Source organism: Streptomyces sp. Y2F8-2, from assembly GCF_014905555.1.
Lineage (GTDB): Bacteria > Actinomycetota > Actinomycetes > Streptomycetales > Streptomycetaceae > Streptomyces > Streptomyces cynarae.
Genome location: NZ_BNGS01000001.1, coordinates 995,796 through 1,010,579, shown reverse-complemented (window position 1 = coordinate 1,010,579; position 14,784 = coordinate 995,796). Strand labels below are relative to the sequence as shown.

Annotated in this window: 14 protein-coding genes and 2 tRNA genes; 5 read left to right on the top strand and 11 right to left on the bottom strand. The window is 71.1% G+C overall.

The annotated features are described in order from the left end of the window. Nucleotides 1-141: 141 nt before the first annotated feature. Nucleotides 142-753, top strand: a complete 612-nt coding sequence (locus SY2F82_RS04545; protein ID WP_200417586.1) for a lytic polysaccharide monooxygenase — start codon at nucleotides 142-144, stop codon at nucleotides 751-753. A 129-nt stretch (nucleotides 754-882) separates the two neighbouring features. Beyond that, complete coding sequence (locus SY2F82_RS04540; protein ID WP_200417585.1) at nucleotides 883-1,332, top strand: DUF3592 domain-containing protein; 450 nt, start codon at nucleotides 883-885, stop codon at nucleotides 1,330-1,332. Between the two features lie 109 nt (nucleotides 1,333-1,441). Here SY2F82_RS04540 and SY2F82_RS04535 read toward each other — a convergent pair. The 7 genes from SY2F82_RS04535 to SY2F82_RS04505 all read right to left on the bottom strand — a co-directional run bounded on the left by SY2F82_RS04535 (nucleotide 1,442) and on the right by SY2F82_RS04505 (nucleotide 6,729). After that, nucleotides 1,442-1,518: transfer RNA gene (locus tag SY2F82_RS04535), tRNA-Lys, on the bottom strand. 99 nt (nucleotides 1,519-1,617) lie between these two features. After that, complete coding sequence (locus SY2F82_RS04530) at nucleotides 1,618-2,376, bottom strand: IclR family transcriptional regulator (protein ID WP_200417584.1); 759 nt, start codon at nucleotides 2,374-2,376, stop codon at nucleotides 1,618-1,620. Nucleotides 2,377-2,580: 204 nt separating this feature from the next. Then, nucleotides 2,581-3,357, bottom strand: coding sequence for an amino acid ABC transporter ATP-binding protein (locus SY2F82_RS04525; RefSeq protein ID WP_200417583.1), 777 nt, complete (start codon nucleotides 3,355-3,357; stop codon nucleotides 2,581-2,583). 10 nt (nucleotides 3,358-3,367) lie between these two features. Then, on the bottom strand, nucleotides 3,368-4,018 hold the full coding sequence (gene ehuD, locus SY2F82_RS04520) for an ectoine/hydroxyectoine ABC transporter permease subunit EhuD (RefSeq protein WP_200417582.1): 651 nt from the start codon (nucleotides 4,016-4,018) through the stop codon (nucleotides 3,368-3,370). Continuing rightward, nucleotides 4,015-4,719 (bottom strand): ectoine/hydroxyectoine ABC transporter permease subunit EhuC, encoded by a 705-nt coding sequence (gene ehuC / locus SY2F82_RS04515; RefSeq protein ID WP_200417581.1) that lies wholly within the window; start codon nucleotides 4,717-4,719, stop codon nucleotides 4,015-4,017. The genes ehuD and ehuC overlap by 4 nt, the downstream gene beginning before the upstream one ends. Further along, on the bottom strand, nucleotides 4,716-5,633 hold the full coding sequence (ehuB, locus tag SY2F82_RS04510; protein ID WP_200417580.1) for an ectoine/hydroxyectoine ABC transporter substrate-binding protein EhuB: 918 nt from the start codon (nucleotides 5,631-5,633) through the stop codon (nucleotides 4,716-4,718). The genes ehuC and ehuB overlap by 4 nt, the downstream gene beginning before the upstream one ends. A gap of 136 nt (nucleotides 5,634-5,769) precedes the next feature. Beyond that, nucleotides 5,770-6,729, bottom strand: a complete 960-nt coding sequence (locus tag SY2F82_RS04505; protein WP_200417579.1) for a D-2-hydroxyacid dehydrogenase — start codon at nucleotides 6,727-6,729, stop codon at nucleotides 5,770-5,772. Nucleotides 6,730-6,961: 232 nt separating this feature from the next. On the opposite strand from SY2F82_RS04505, the gene SY2F82_RS04500 reads away from it, so the two are divergent. Both SY2F82_RS04500 and SY2F82_RS04495 read left to right on the top strand, forming a co-directional pair. Continuing rightward, the gene (locus SY2F82_RS04500) at nucleotides 6,962-7,693 is read left to right on the top strand and encodes a decarboxylase (RefSeq protein WP_200417578.1); all 732 of its coding nucleotides are present in this window, start codon (nucleotides 6,962-6,964) and stop codon (nucleotides 7,691-7,693) included. Between the two features lie 204 nt (nucleotides 7,694-7,897). After that, nucleotides 7,898-8,983, top strand: coding sequence for an LLM class flavin-dependent oxidoreductase (locus SY2F82_RS04495; protein WP_200417577.1), 1,086 nt, complete (start codon nucleotides 7,898-7,900; stop codon nucleotides 8,981-8,983). Nucleotides 8,984-9,083: 100 nt separating this feature from the next. Here the strand turns inward: SY2F82_RS04495 and SY2F82_RS04490 are convergent, their stop codons facing one another. Next, complete coding sequence (locus SY2F82_RS04490) at nucleotides 9,084-11,051, bottom strand: bifunctional diguanylate cyclase/phosphodiesterase (protein WP_200417576.1); 1,968 nt, start codon at nucleotides 11,049-11,051, stop codon at nucleotides 9,084-9,086. A gap of 464 nt (nucleotides 11,052-11,515) precedes the next feature. On the opposite strand from SY2F82_RS04490, the gene SY2F82_RS04485 reads away from it, so the two are divergent. Beyond that, entirely contained in the window at nucleotides 11,516-12,853 is a 1,338-nt protein-coding gene (locus SY2F82_RS04485; RefSeq protein ID WP_200417810.1) for a M6 family metalloprotease domain-containing protein, read from the top strand. A gap of 666 nt (nucleotides 12,854-13,519) precedes the next feature. Here SY2F82_RS04485 and SY2F82_RS04480 read toward each other — a convergent pair. The 3 genes from SY2F82_RS04480 to SY2F82_RS04470 form a co-directional block, all read right to left on the bottom strand. Further along, nucleotides 13,520-13,593: transfer RNA gene (locus SY2F82_RS04480), tRNA-Lys, on the bottom strand. After that, the gene (locus SY2F82_RS04475) at nucleotides 13,584-14,192 is read right to left on the bottom strand and encodes a bifunctional DNA primase/polymerase (RefSeq protein WP_200417575.1); all 609 of its coding nucleotides are present in this window, start codon (nucleotides 14,190-14,192) and stop codon (nucleotides 13,584-13,586) included. Before SY2F82_RS04475 ends, SY2F82_RS04480 begins: the two co-directional genes overlap by 10 nt. Nucleotides 14,193-14,337: 145 nt before the next feature. Then, nucleotides 14,338-14,703: a hypothetical protein gene (locus tag SY2F82_RS04470; protein WP_200417574.1), complete on the bottom strand. Its 366-nt coding sequence runs from the start codon at nucleotides 14,701-14,703 to the stop codon at nucleotides 14,338-14,340. Nucleotides 14,704-14,784: the final 81 nt, after the last annotated feature.

Below are 14,784 nucleotides of genomic sequence, written 5' to 3'. Positions count from 1 at the left end.
GCGGGAACCCCCAGAGCCCCGCGATCGGCGTGTGCGATGGGTGATTGGTATGGACATGTTCAACAGGCGGCAATAATCTGGGGGCTTGGTCTAGACCTGCAAGGCTCACTGAACTCCCCCACGTTCACAAGGAGCGGCAGCATGCGCACCAGGACCAGGTTGTACGCCGCCGTGCTGGGCCTCGCGACCGCGGGAGCCTTCGTGCTCTCCACCGGCGGCGCCAGCGCCCACGGCTACACCGACCAGCCCCTCAGCAGGCAGAAGATGTGCGCCGCGAACGGCGGCATCGTCACCGGCTGCGGCGACATCCAGTGGGAACCGCAGAGCGTCGAGGGCCCCAAGGGTTTCCCGGCCGCCGGCCCCGGCGACGGCCGGATCTGCTCGGCGAACCACACCAACTTCGGCGCGCTCGACCAGCCGAGGACGCCCTCGGGCGCGCCCTGGCCCACGACGAAGGTGACCGGCGGGCAGAGCTACACCTTCCGCTGGCAGTTCACCGCCTCGCACGCCACGACCGACTTCCGGTACTACGTCACCAAACCGGGCTGGAACCAGAACCACGCCCTGACCCGCGCGGACCTCAACCTCACTCCCTTCCTGACGGTCCCGTACAACGGTCAGCGCCCGCCGTCCACGCTCACCCACACCGGCACCCTGCCGACCGGGCTGAGCGGCCACCACGTGATCCTCGGCGTGTGGACGATCGCGGACACGGGCAACGCGTTCTACTCCTGCGCCGACGTCACCTTCTGAGCCCGGGTCCTCACCTCCCGAGCTCTGAGGCTTTCTTGAGCCAATCCACCACCCCCCACGGGTAGGTTCCGCACACCGGCGGCGACACGCCGGTGTGCGGAACCAGACCTGTGACCTCGGGGGGAACCCATGGACGCGATGCTCTACGTCGTACCCGTACTGATCATGGCCGTGGCCGGCTACCTGGGGTACCGGGTGGTGTACCGCTGGCTGCAGATCAGAAGCGCGTGGAACAGCGGGCTGACGGCCGAGGGGCGCTGCCTCAAGGCGTACACGACCGTCCATGGCGGCCGGAACGACACCTCTGTCCGCACCACGCTGCACCACGTCTACGAGTTCACGACGCGGGACGGCGTCGGCGTCCGGTTCGAGGAGGAGGGCGGCCCGGGTACGACGGTCGAGGGCGACATCGTCACCGTCCACTACGCCGAGGGCCGCACGGGCGTCGTGGCGACCGCGCGCTCCCCGAGGCGGGGCAGGCAGGCGGTGGCCACCGCCGGCATCCTGGGTTTCCTCTGCGGGGTCGTCGTGTTCTGTGTCGGCGTCATGGCCATGATCGCCGTGGACCTCCACAGCTGACGGTCCGGTCGGCGCGATGACGCGGCCGCCTGGGACCGCCGGGGCCCCGTGGCCTTCACACACCGGGCCAGCGCAAAAGGGGCTCCTCGCTTTCGCGAGGAGCCCCTCATGGTGCGCCGCCAGGGACTCGAACCCCGGACCCGCTGATTAAGAGTCAGCTGCTCTAACCAACTGAGCTAGCGGCGCAGACTCCGTCGCTTTCGGCTTTCGCTCCCGGCGACAAAAGAAATACTACCTGGTCCACGGGGGTGCTCGTGACCACCCCCGTGGGCGATCCCGGATCGCTCAGATCGTGAGGGACAGGACCACCGGGGCCGCGCTCCTGTTCAGCCGTTCCGCCGCCTGCCGCAGCCGGTGGGCGTGCTGGACCGGCAGCGACAGGGCCAGGCAGCCGACCGAGGAGCCCGCGGTGATCGGGACGGCCGCGCAGACGGTGCCCACCGCGTATTCCTGCAGGTCGAGCACCGGCACCGTCGGCGGGTGGGCGTCCAGGCGGGAGAGCAGGACCTTCTCGCTGGTGATCGTCCGCGAGGTCAGCCGGGCCATCTTGTACCGGGCGAGGTGGTCCCGGCGGCCGTTCACGTCGAGCTGGCCGAGAAGGCTCTTGCCGACCGCGCTGGCGTGCGCCGCGGAGCGGAAGTCCACCCACTCGTGCACCGCGGGCGCCAGCGCGCTCGCGGCGCACTGGGTGACCCGTACCTCGCCGTCGATGTAGCGGCTGATGTAGACGGCGGCACCCACCGAGTCGCGCAGCCGGTCCAGTGTGCGCTGGAGCTGCTCGCGCAGCGCCTGCTCATGGCCCTGGGTGGAGCCGAGCCGGCTGAGGGCGGCCCCGGTGACGTACGCGCCGTCGATCGTCTGCTCGACGTACCCCTCCCGGCGCAGCATCCGCAGGAGCGAGGTCAGCCGCTGGGTGCCGAGACCCGTGTGGCGGGCCAGCTCGGCGTCGGTGACGCCGGTGGAGTGCCGCGCCACGCTCTCGAGGACACGCAGGGCGTCCTGGGCCGAGTGGTACGGGGCGGTCGGCTCATGGGTCAGCGCCACGGTCTCCCCCTGCGCTTTTTGGGCCATCCTCGGGACAGCTGGGCTGCCTCCACGATACGGCTCAAACGCGCATCGGGGAGCGGGTGTTGCGGAACTTTGCGGCGGCTTCGGCCCGCTCAGCAGGAACGCGCCACTCTGGCATATGCCGAGGTCATGTCCCGTGCGCCAGGACCTGGAGAGGGCCGCCGCCTTCACTTCCTGTAGTCACAGCACTGCGCTGAGGAATTCCCGCGTGCGTGTGTGCTCGGGCTCGCTGAAGATCTTGTCCGGGGGAGCGGCCTCGATGACGTGGCCGGAATCAAACATCAGCACCCGGTCGGAGATGTCCCGAGCGAAGCTCATCTCGTGGGTCACGCAGAGCATCGTGATGTCCGTGCTGCGAGCGATGTCACGGAGCACGTCGAGGACCCCGGCGACCAGCTCCGGGTCCAGCGCGGACGTCACCTCGTCCAGCAGCAGCACCTGCGGGCGCATCGCGAGGGCGCGGGCGATCGCCACGCGCTGCTGCTGGCCGCCGGAGAGCTGGCTCGGGTACTTGTCGAGGTGTTCGCTCAGCCCGACCAGGTCGAGCAGCTCGCGTGCCCGCTCCTCCGCCTCGTCCTTCGACAGGCCGAGCACGGTCACCGGGGCCTCGGTGATGTTCCGCAGCACCTTCATGTTCGGGAACAGATTGAACTGCTGGAAGACCATCCCTATGTTCTTGCGGATCTCCCGGACCTGTTTCTCGGGCGCCGGGTACAGGCGCTGTCCGCCGACCGTGATCGTGCCCTCGTCGGGCTTGGTCAAGGTCATCAGCAGCCGCAGGATCGTGGTCTTCCCGGAGCCGGACGGGCCGATCAGCGTCACGTGCCGGCCCGCGTCGACGGAGAAGTCGAGCCGGTCGAGAACCGTGTGGTCACCAAACCGTTTGGTGACCTTCTCCAGGCGGATCAGCTCGCCGGAGGCCGCCTGCGGGTCGGCATGGGCGTCGGGTTGCTTCATCAGGGGGGTGTCAGCGGACAAGGCGTCGCTCCAGTGCTCGCAGGAGGAGGGAGGCGGGGTAGGAGATCAGGACGAAGGCCACACCGATCACGGTGAGCGGCTCGGTGAACTGGAAGTGCTGCTGGGAGAAGAGCCGCGCCTGGCCGAGCATGTCGAGGACGGTGATCGCCATCAGCATCGGCGTGTCCTTCAGCATCGCGATCACGTAGTTGCCGAGCGCCGGCACGACCCGGCGGATCGCCTGCGGCAGGATCACCGCCGTCCAGGTGCGCCGCGTCGGCAGGCTCAGCGCGGTGGCCGCCTCCCACTGGCCGGCGGGCACGGCGTCGATACCGGCCCGGTAGACCTGCATGGTGTACGTCGAGTAGTGCAGGCCGATCGCCACGACACCGGTGGTCAGCGCCGAGAAGGTCAGACCCCACTCGGGCAGCACGTAGAAGAGGAAGAACAGCTGCACCAGCAGCGGGGTGTCGCGGATGAACTCCGTCACGACGCCCACCGGCCAGCGCACCCACCGGGTCGGTGTGCGCATCAGCAGCGCCCACACCAGACCGACCGCGAACGAGATCAGCGAGCCGAGGGCCAGCGCTTCCAGGGTGACGAGCAGACCGTCGAAGAAGTGCGGCATGAAGGCGCGGACGGCGCCCCAGTCCCAGGTCATCGGACACCACCTCCGACCGGCTGCCGCACGGCGACCCGGGGCCGGGGCCGCGACGCCTTGCCGAGGCCGGCCTTCAGACGGCGCTCGAGGCCCCGCATCAGCCGGGTGAGCAGGAAGGCGATCACGAAGTAGATGAGCAGGACGTAGGCGTAGATCTGCGCGCTCTCCTGAAGTGCGAGCCGCACCAGGTTGCCGCTGAACGCCAGGTCGTCCATGCCCATGATCGACACCAGTGCGGTGCCCTTGAGCAGTTCGACCAGCAGGTTCGAGAACGGCGGGATCATCTCGGGCACCGCCTGCGGCAGCAGGATCTTCCGCATCCGCTGCCACGGGGTGAAGCTCAGCGCGATCCCGCCCTCACGCTGCGCCGGGTCCACGGAGTTCAGGGCGCCGCGCACGATCTCCGCCCCGTACGCCCCGTACGTCAGACCCAACGCGAGGGTGCCCGCCCACATCGGCACCAGCTGCCAGCCGAAGGCGAGCGGCAGCACGAAGAACACCCAGAAGATCATGATCAGGGCGGAGGTGCCGCGGAACACCTCGGTGTAGAGGCCGGCGAGGAAGCGGACGATCCGTCTGCGATGGGTGCGCGCGATGCCGACGGCGAAGGAGACGGCCGTCGCGAGCAGGGCGCCGAGCACCAGCAGCTGGATCGTGGTCCAGACGCCCTTCAGTACGAGTTCCCACAGTCCCGAGGTCATCCGCGGCAGAGCTCCTTCGCGGTCATGTCGGTCATCTCGGCCTTGGTGAAGCCGAACGGGCGCAGGATCCGGAAGAGTTCGCCGCTCGCCTTCATCTTCCTCAACTCGGCGTTGAAGGCGTCCCGCAGTCGGGTCTCGGTGGGCCGGAACGCGAAGCCACCGCCGTCGACGTGCGGTTTTCCCTTCACCAGGGCTGCGAAGGGCTGGGTCGCCTCGGCCTTGCTCGACTTCTTGACGACCTCACGGACCGTCAGCGCGGTCCCTGCGAACGCGTCGACGCGACCGGCCTCCACGGCGTTGAGCCCGGCGACCTGGTCGGTGACGAGCAGCAGCTCGCTCTCCTTGTAACCGGCCTCGACGGCGTGCTGGATCTGCGCGTTTCCGGTGCCGGTGGCCAGTTTCGCCTTCTTCGCGACGACGTCCCTGTAGTCGTGCAGACCCTTGGGATTGCCCTTGCGCACGACGAACGCGTCGAGCACCTGGTAGTCGGGGTCGGCGAAGATGACCTGCTGACAGCGTTCCGGCGTGACGTACATGCCAGCGGCGACCACGTCGAACTGCTGGGAGTTCAGACCGGGGATCAGTGAGCCGAACTCGGTCGGCACGGGCTGCACCCGGTCGACGCCGAGCCGTTTGAAGACGACCCTCGCCAGCTCGGGGGCCTCGCCGGTGAGACGGCCGTTCTTGTCGATGTAGCCGAAGGGGATCTCGCCGGCGATGCCGAGGCGGACGACGCCCTGGGTCCTGAGCCGGCTGAGCAGGTCGCCGCCGGGCGTGCTCGACGCCGCCGCGACACGGCTGCAGCCGGCCGCGCCCAGTGCGCCGAACGCGGCGACACCGGCGAGCAGCGACCGGCGGGTGGTTCCGGGTCGCCCCGGGTCGTACGTCCGTGCATTCGTCCGTGGGGGAGCCATGGGCGCGCAGCTACCCGGGACCGTGCGATGTATTCAGGCCAGTTCCGGCCCCGATCGTCCTCGGCGGCCCGAACCGGAGGCCGCCGTTTCGCTTGGCCGGGGCGCTGACCAGCGGCGACGGCGGCCGGAAGGCGGCTCAGTGGCCGGGAACATATCCCCGATTCTTGTCCACCACGTTCAGCAGCGGTTCACCCGCGGCCCAGCGTTCGTACAACGCCAGGAACTGCGCCCCGAGCTCGTCCTGACAGCCGACCGTGTCCCCGCTCATGTGCGGGGACACCAGCAGGTCCGGCACCCGCCACAAGGGGCTGTCCGGGCCGAGCGGTTCCTGCCGGAAGACATCGAGGGCCGCGCCCGCGATCCACCGCTTCCTCAGCGCCTCGGCCAGCGCCTCCTCCACGACGAGCCGCCCGCGCCCCACGTTGATGAACCGGGCGGACGGCTGCATGACGCCGAAGCGGCGGGCGTCGAACATGCCGTACGTCTGCTCGGTCAGCGGCGCCGCCGCGATCACCCAGTCGGCCCGGGCCATCAGCCGGTCCAGGTCGGCCGGGCCGTGGATTCCGGTGCGCGGGACCCGGCCCACGATCGACGTGGTCACCTCGAGCGCCTTGAGCGTACGGGCGATCGTCCGCCCGATCGGTCCGGAACCGACCACGCACGCGCGCGTGCCCGCCACCCGCAGCGCCTCCCGGTGCCGCCACTCCCGCTCCCGTTGCAGCTCCCAGGTGCGCGGCAGGTCCTTGGCCAGGGCGAGGACGAGCGCGGCCACGTACTCGGCGACCGGCCGCTCGAAGACGCCGCGCGCGTTCGTCACCACCGTGCCGGACGCGGCGAGTTCCGGACACAGCACATGATCGACTCCCGCACTCGCGATGTGCACCCAACGCGGGCGCGGCCCCTGGCCCGGCCAGGCGTCGCGCACCGCCCGTGAGGCGCCGTCCCACACCAGCAGCACATCCGCGTACGGCAGCCGCGCGGCGAGCGTCGCGGCGTCCGCGTGCTCGATCCGCGCCCGGCCGGTGAGCCGGCCGAGCCGGAGGAGCGGGTCCCCGTCCAGGACGAGCACGGTCGGGCCGGGCGTGGAAGCCGTCATGCGGAACCGTTCCTCGAGTTCGGCGGCGGCCGAAAGCGGCCGACGGGGCGTCCGACGTGCGCGGATCGACCACGGTCGCACCCCGGCACGGTGCCGTCAACACGACCGACCAGGTGATGAGGGGGACGGCTCCGCCTCACCTGGGTACCCGCGCCATGGGTCACCGGCAGGCTCTGCTCGACGCGGCGGCACACCGGGGACCCGTACCGCCGGACGAACAGGAAGGTTGGGCATGACCGCACTCGGATTCCTCTACCCGGGCCACTTCGCCGAGGACGACTATCCGCGCATCGAGCAGTTGCTGGCCGGCGACATCCGGGTGGATCTCGTGCACACCGACGTCGGCGAGGACGCGCACCGCGCCGATCTGCTCCGGGAGATGGGCTCGCCGCAGCGGCTCGCCTCGAGTGCTCAGGAGCTGCGGCTCGCGGGCGCCGAGGCGGTGGTGTGGGCGTGCACCAGCGGCAGCTTCCTGCACGGCTGGGAGGGCGCCCACGAGCAGGTGCGCACCCTCGCACGCACCGCCGGGATGCCGGCGTCGTCCACGGCGTTCGGCTTCGTGCACGCCGCGCGGGAGATCGGGGCGCGGCGGCTGGCCGTCGCGGCGACGTACCCGGACGACGTGGCGCAGGAGTTCGCCTCCTTCCTGCGGGCGGCCGGCGCGGAGGTGGTCGCGGTCCACGGCGCCGACGCCGGAGCGGCGGCGCAGGTGGCCACCTGGGGCGCCGATGAGGTCCTGGCGCTGGCTCGCGCGGGCGACCACGCCGACGCGGACGCGGTCCTGATCCCGGACACCGCCCTCCACACGGCCGCGCACCTCAAGGCCCTGGAGAAGGGCCTGGCCAAACCCGTCCTCACGGCGAACCAGGTCACGGTGTGGGAGGCGCTGCGCCTGGTGGACCGCCGGGTGAACGCGCCGAGCCTGGGGACGCTGTTCACCAGGGAGCCGGTGGTGCAGGTGTAGGGGGACTGTCGGGCGCGGGGTTGTGCGGGGCCGGGGTCTCGGAGTCTGGTTATCCGGGGTGGTGGTCTCCGAGTGGTGGTCTCCGGGTGGTCGTCTCCGGGTGGTGGTCTCCGGCGCCGGGATCTCCGGGGGCGTCGGGAATAACCGGAGACCGTCTCCTGTTAGGCGAGTGAGAGACGCGACGCTCACGCAGGAGGCACAGCAGTGGACGAGATCCGAGGCACGGCACAGGGCACCGCCCCCGTCCCCCTGTCCGTACTGGACCTGGTCACCGTCGGCGCGGGCACCACCGCCACCGACGCCCTGCGCACCAGCGTCGCCCTCTCCCGGCTCGCGGAGGCCCGCGGCTTCCACCGGTACTGGGTCGCCGAGCATCATTCCATGCCGGGCGTGGCCTCCTCCTCGCCCGCGGTGATCCTCGCCCACCTGGCCGCCCACACCGACCGCATCCGGCTCGGCTCGGGCGGCGTCATGCTGCCCAACCACGCCCCGCTGGTCATCGCCGAGCAGTTCGGCACGCTGGAGGCCATGGCCCCCGGCCGTATCGACCTGGGCCTCGGCCGCGCCCCCGGCACGGACGGCGCCACGGCCGCAGCGCTGCGCCGCACCGACCAGCTGAACGAGGGCGCCGACGACTTCCCGCAACAGCTCGCCGAGCTGACCCGGTTCCTCGACGACGACTTCCCGGACGGCCACCCCTACGCCCGTATCCACGCCGTCCCGGGCCCCGTCCAGGCCACTTCGCCGGGCGGCGTGCAGTCCCCGCACCGGCCGCCGGTCTGGTTGCTCGGCTCCTCCGGGTTCAGCGCCCGCCTGGCCGGCATGCTCGGCCTGCCGTTCGCCTTCGCCCACCACTTCTCGGCGCAGAACACCATCCCGGCGCTCGACCTGTACCGCGACTCCTTCCGCCCGTCCGAGGTCCTCGACGCGCCGTACGCCCTCATCGGCGTCTCCGCGCTCGCCACCGACGACGAGAAGGAGGCCCGCCGCCAGGTCCGGGCCGCCGCCCTGAACATGCTCCGGCTGCGCATGGGCCGCCCCGGCCTCGTCCCCACGCCGGAGGAGGCCGAGGCGCACGAGTTCAGCCCCATGGAGGAGGAGTTCATCGGGTCCTGGAACTCCAACGTCGTCCACGGGACTGCGGACGAGGTCCGCTCCGGCCTGGACGACCTCCACAAGCGCACAGGCGCCGACGAGTTGATGCTCACGTCCAACGCCCACAGCGGCGAGGTACGCCTGCGGTCGTACGAACTGATCGCGGACGCGTACGGGTTGCCCGCGGCGGCTTGACGTTCCCGGTGCCTGGGGCGCCGTCGCGCCGTCCCTGGGGGCTGCGGCCCCCGGACGGCCCTTCGGCCTGAACGGCCCCGTCCTCACATGCCGGACGGGCTCACTTGCGGCACCCTTCTCCATCGACCAGTTCCGAGATCCGGTCCGGCGGCACCGGGCGCGAGTACAGCCACCCCTGCCCGGTGTCGCAGCCGATGCGGCGCAGGCGGGTGGCCTGGGCCGAGGTTTCCACGCACTCCGCGGTGACCGTCAGGCCCAGCCGGTGGGCGAGCTGGATCATGGCCTCCACGATGACCTCGTCGGCCGGGTTCGGATGCGCGTCCGTGCCCTCGTACTGGAAACCCCGGACGAACGACCCGTCCAGCTTCAGCACGGACACCGGCAGCCGGCTGAGGTAGGCGAGGTTGGAGTATCCGGTGCCGAAGTCGTCGATCGCGATGCGCACCCCCATCTCGCTGAGCGCCTGGAGCGCCTGGAGCGGACGGCCGGCCGAACCCATGACCGCGGACTCGGTCAGCTCCAACTGGAGCAGATGCGGGGCGAGTCCGGTCTCCGTCAGGGTCTCCGCCACGTCCGCCACCAGGTCCGAGTCCCAGACCTGACGCACCGCCACGTTCACGCTGACGAAGAGCGGCGGCTCGTCCGGGCGTTCCAGTTGCCAGTGGCGCGCCTGCCGGCAGGCCGTCTTCAGCGCCCAGCGCCCGAGCTGGACGATCGAGCCGTCCTCCTCCGCCAGTCCGATGAACCGATTCGGCGTCAAGGTGCCGAACTGGGGGTGATGCCAGCGCACCAGCGCCTCCACCCCGCGCACCCGTCCGTCCTCCATACCGACCAACGGCTGGTACTCCAGAGCGAATTCACCCCGTTCGATGGCCGGCCGCAGCCCCGAGGACAGCGCCTGACGGGTCATCCGGTGGGCGTTGCGTTCCGGATCGAACAGCGTCCAGCGGGCCTTGCCGTCTGCCTTCGCCCAGTACAACGTCGTGTCGGCCGCCTGCATCAGACCGGTCGCGCTCGTGCCGGCCGCGTGCCGCTCCACGACGCCGATGGACGCCGACACCGACAGCCGCTGCCCGGACAGGTCGAACGGCTCCTGGATCGCCTTGAGGACCGACTCGGCCAGTTCGGCCAGTTGCTCGGTGCCCGTGGAGTCCTCGACAAGGAGCGCGAACTCGTCGCCGCCCAGTCGCGCCACCAGGGGAGTGGTGGGCCGCCCGTGGCCCGCCTCGTCCGCGCAGTGGGTCAGACGCTCCGCGACGGCCGCGAGCAGCCGGTCGCCGACGCGGTGGCCGAGGGTGTCGTTGACCGCCTTGAAGCCGTCGAGGTCCAGGTAGCACAGCCCGATCCGGCCGGTGCCGCTCTCCTCGTACGAATCCGCCTCCAGCGCCGCCGACAGGCGTTCGAAGAACAGCGTCCGGTTGGGCAGCCGGGTCACCGGGTCGTGCATCTGCAAGTGCCGCAGCCGGGCCTGGAGTTCACGGCGGGCGCTGATGTCGGCGACGGAGAGGAGGACCGCCTTCTCGGCCTCGGGCAGCGGGGTGACGGTCACCTGGACCCACAGGGAGTGTCCGTCGGGGTGTTTGACGCGGCGCGTGCAGCGAAGCTTGGCCTGGCGTCCGCGCAGTACCTCGCGGTAGGCGTGCCAGGTACGGGCGTCCGAGGACAGGTCCAGCAGGTCGGCGGCGACCTTGCCCACCAGCGCTTCCGCGCCGGTCCCGAGCAGTGAGCCCATCGTCCCGTTGGCGGTGACGACCAGGCCCTCCCGGTCGACGACCGCCATGGCGAGCGGCGCGGCGGTGAACGCGGCGCCGAACGAGACCGGTTGGGGCCCGGTGGCCGGGGTGAAGGGTGGCGTGTCGGCGGCCGGGGTGAGGGGTGGTGCATCGACGGACGGCGTGAGGGGCGCGTCGACGGGCGGGTTCAGGAGTCGGTCTTCGGAGGTGAGGGGTGGGTCGTCGGAAAGGGGTGCTGGCTGGGACGTACCGGATGACGTGGTGTCGTAACTCTCTGTGATGGCCGGGCCGACGAGGTCTGCCGCGGGCGCCGGCCCATCGGACGTTCCGCTCACCGCTCGCTCCCGCAGTGCACTCGTTCTTCGTACGGATCTCTTGGGTCTCGTCGGGGTCGACGGCCGCAAGGTGGGCGGCCGTACAAGCCGTGTTCGTGCAGGAAAGTGTGCCGATCATAGAGGCTGGCCCAGAGGCCTTCCAGCCGATGTCCAGTGTCCCGCGGCGAGCACGTGTTCTGACAGATCGTTTCTGCCCGTGCCGGACCCCGGCCCATCAGGCCGCCCATGGCTGTGACGTTCCGTGAGTATTGGGGGCGTCGGCGCACGTCGGCCGCCCCCTTGGCGCTCGTGCGCCGTCGTGCGCTCCCGCTCCGCACTGCCCCTCCCGCGGCCGTCGCGGATCCCTCCTGGCTCATCCCCTGGCTGATGGCCTCTCACCCTTCCGGGGCAGACAAACAGGGCGTAGTAATACAAATACGACCAGGCTGGGGGTGGAGTTCCGAGAACCGCACCCGGAGGTCGACGTGCCGCGTCCGCTCCCCCTCACGGGGCTCACCCGCGAGACCCTGAAGGGGCTCGCCCGGGGCGCGTCGCCCGTCCTGCGCAGCAGCACGGCCCTTGCCACGTCGATGACCGCGCTGGTCGCGACCTCGCTCGTGACGGGCCCGGCGCTGGTCGAACCCCTGGCCGCGGCCTGCCAGATCGCCCGCAGCCGGGCGCACCACTCCGAGGGCGTCGACACCTGGAACGCCGCCTACACGCGCCCCACCCGCGCGCTGGACGCGGTCCTCGTCTTCCTGTCCTTCCCGGACGCGACACCGGCGACCACGCCGGCCGAGCTGACCGGTGACTATTTCCCGGACACCAGCCGCTTCTTCGAACGCGCGTCCTATGGCCGGTTCACGCTGCGCCCCCACCCGGTGGACCACTGGATCCGGATGCCGCACCCGTCCACCTCCTACGCCATACGGCGCGACTGGAGCATCGAGAGCCGGGCCATCTATCTGCGCGACGCGCTCGCCGCGGCCGACAAGGACGTCGACTTCTCCCGGTACGACATCGTGTACCTCATGGCCGACCCGGACGCGCCCGGCGTCGACTCGGACGCCACGAAGGTGGTGAACCTGGACAGCCCGCTCCGGGCCGACGGCAGGGACATCCGCCGGGTGGTCACGGTCTTCGAGAAGCACCCGCCGGACCAGCTCGTCCTCGCCCATGAGACAGGGCATGTGTTCGACCTGCCTGATCTGTACCACCGTCCGACCGACGGCAAGGGGGACTGGGACACCTACGTCGGCGACTGGGACCTCATGGGCAGCCAGTTCGGACTGGCCCCGGATCTCTTCGCCTGGCACAAGTGGAAGCTGGGGTGGCTGGACGAGAGCCAGGTGGTGTGCGTACGGGCTCCGGGCAGCACGCGGCTGACGCTGGAGCCGGTGGCTGCGGGGCCGACCGGGGTGCCGCAGGTACCGGTGAGCGCGGGGGCGGCGGGTGCGCTGGCGCGAGGGGTGGAGGCGTTCGGGTCGGGGCACGGCACCAAGCTGGCGGTGGTGCGGACGGGGCCCGACAGTGTACTGGCCATCGAGGCGCGCGGGGCGGTGGGCAACGACAGCGCGGCCTGCACCCAGGGCGTCCTCGTCTACCGGGTGCGCGGCGAGACGGAGTCCGGGGGCGGGCCGGTGGAGGTCCTGGACGGCCACCCGCACAGCTCGGCCTGCGCCGGCACGTCGGTGTACCCGCCCCTGGCGGACGCTCCGGTCCGGGAGGGCGAGACCTTCACGGTGCCGGGGGAAGGGGTGCGGGTGGAGGTGGAGGGGAGGACGGCTTCTGGGGGGTGGACTGTGCGGATCACGAAGGGGTGAGGGGGTGAGGGGGAGAGGGTCAGGGGGTGAGGGGGTACGGGGGTGAGTGTGGTTGAGGGGGTGGGTGAAGGGGCTGTTGGGCCGCTCGCTTCTTTGTCAGGGTCGTGCTTCCGCGGGCCGAGTCAAGGGCGCTGCACTCCGCTGCACTCCGCTGCGTTGCGTTCCGCGTCGGCTGCGCCGATGGCCCTTCGGGCCACCCTTGACTAGTCCCGCTCCAGCACGGGGGGGAAGCGAGCGAGCGGCCCGGAGGAACGGGTGCCCAGGCCGGTCGACCTGCGCGGGGGCTGCGCTGTACTCGGGGTCAGGGGTTCGGGGTCCGGGGTTCGGGGCGCGGTCGCGCCTCGCCTGCACGCCGGGTGGGTTCAGCGGCGTGCAGGCGGTGGGTGGGTGGTGGTGTGTGGCTGGTGGGGGCGCGGAGGTCGTTGCGGTCGGCGGGGTGTGTCTCTCCCCGGAGTGCAACAGAAAACGCAGATGTGCTGCACTTCGCCGCGCGGGCGGGGCGGGGCGTGTGCCGGTTGGGTGCCGGGCGCGCCGGGCGGCGACGGCAGCCGACCTGGAGGGGGGTGTGGGTGGCGAAGCCCCCACGACGCGCGGCGAAGCCGCGCAGAAAACGACGATGGCGAGACGGTTCGCGCTTTCCGCGAACACGCCTCGCCATCGCCATCGTGCGCCGCCAGGGACTCGAACCCCGGACCCGCTGATTAAGAGTCAGCTGCTCTAACCAACTGAGCTAGCGGCGCCTGCTGACGTCGTAGACCTTAGCATCCTGGTCGGCGGGAGGAAAAATCGATATGCGTACGGGGGCGGAGGCCGCCGCGCGGGCGGCTCGGACGGCTGCCCAGAGGATGATCTCCGGCCCGGGCAGCCAGGGCCGACGGGTGTCGGGAGCGACCAGCCAGCGGGAGTCGAGCCTGGTGGCGGCGGGGTCGGCCGGGTGGATGGCGGGCACCGTCACCGCGTCGCCGGTCCCGTGGCACAGCAGTGGCGGGATCTTGGGCGTACGGCCGCCCCACTCCTCCCAGTCGAGCAGCGCCGGTAGTCGCCGTGCCGTGCCGGGCGCCGTGAACAGCAGGGTGCGGCCCCTGTGGACGGCTACGGGCCCGGAGCCGGGACCCTCGTCCCAGAGCCGGTCGAGCATCCGCCGTCCGAAGATCGCGGGGGTGTTGACGACGTCGAACGCGGTGCCGCACGGCAGGACCACCGGGGCGGTGGGGCGGTCCGCCCAGAGGGCGAGGGTGCTGCGCGGATTCGTTCCCGCCGAGGCGAGCCAGGCGGCGCCCTCGGAGGTGACACCGCAGACGTCGCGACAGGCTTCTATGGACGGCGTTCGACTGCTCATGGGAACCAGATCTACCGGGCGTGAGCGGTCGGTCTCCGAGGGTTGCGGAAAACGGGGACAGAAGGGTGCGAGAGGGAGTAAGGTGCGGCCGGGCATATGCCGCATGATCATTCGATGGCATCGGCGCTGCGAGGCGCCGGGATGGTCAGCCCAGGTTTTCCGGTCCGTTCGAGTCGACCCCGCGGAGCAGGTCCCGCCCGAACTCCACCATCTTCTTCGCGTAGTCCTCGGTCCACTCCGCCTGCTCGGCGATCGCCGCCGGCGTCAGCCGGTCGAAACGGCGCGGGTCGGCGAGCTGGGCCGCGGCGATCGCCTGGTACTCCACCGCCCGGTCCGTGGCCGCGCGAAACGCCTGCGTCAGCTCCGTGGCGCGCGCCAGCAGCGCCCGTGGGTCGTCGATCGACTCCAGGTCGAAGAAGTGTTCCGGGTCGGAGGCCGCCTCCGCGGGCTCGAAGAGCAAGGGCGCGGGGCGTAGCCGCGGCTCGTTCCGACGCGGCGTGGGCTCCGCCATGTCTTGTCCTCCTCGTACGGTTCGGGTGGCGCCCGGTTCGGGTGGGCCACCGTCCATTGTCGCGCGCCGACGCAAGGGCGC

Coding starts and splice junctions, on each gene's coding strand:
- SY2F82_RS04545 (WP_200417586.1), top strand. CDS start 142: ATGCGCACCAGGACCAGGTTGTACGCCGCCGTGCTGGGCCTCGCGACC.
- SY2F82_RS04540 (WP_200417585.1), top strand. CDS start 883: ATGGACGCGATGCTCTACGTCGTACCCGTACTGATCATGGCCGTGGCC.
- SY2F82_RS04525 (WP_200417583.1), bottom strand. CDS start 3,357: ATGAAGCAACCCGACGCCCATGCCGACCCGCAGGCGGCCTCCGGCGAG.
- ehuD (WP_200417582.1), bottom strand. CDS start 4,018: ATGACCTGGGACTGGGGCGCCGTCCGCGCCTTCATGCCGCACTTCTTC.
- ehuC (WP_200417581.1), bottom strand. CDS start 4,719: ATGACCTCGGGACTGTGGGAACTCGTACTGAAGGGCGTCTGGACCACG.
- ehuB (WP_200417580.1), bottom strand. CDS start 5,633: ATGGCTCCCCCACGGACGAATGCACGGACGTACGACCCGGGGCGACCC.
- SY2F82_RS04505 (WP_200417579.1), bottom strand. CDS start 6,729: ATGACGGCTTCCACGCCCGGCCCGACCGTGCTCGTCCTGGACGGGGAC.
- SY2F82_RS04500 (WP_200417578.1), top strand. CDS start 6,962: ATGACCGCACTCGGATTCCTCTACCCGGGCCACTTCGCCGAGGACGAC.
- SY2F82_RS04475 (WP_200417575.1), bottom strand. CDS start 14,192: ATGAGCAGTCGAACGCCGTCCATAGAAGCCTGTCGCGACGTCTGCGGT.
- SY2F82_RS04470 (WP_200417574.1), bottom strand. CDS start 14,703: ATGGCGGAGCCCACGCCGCGTCGGAACGAGCCGCGGCTACGCCCCGCG.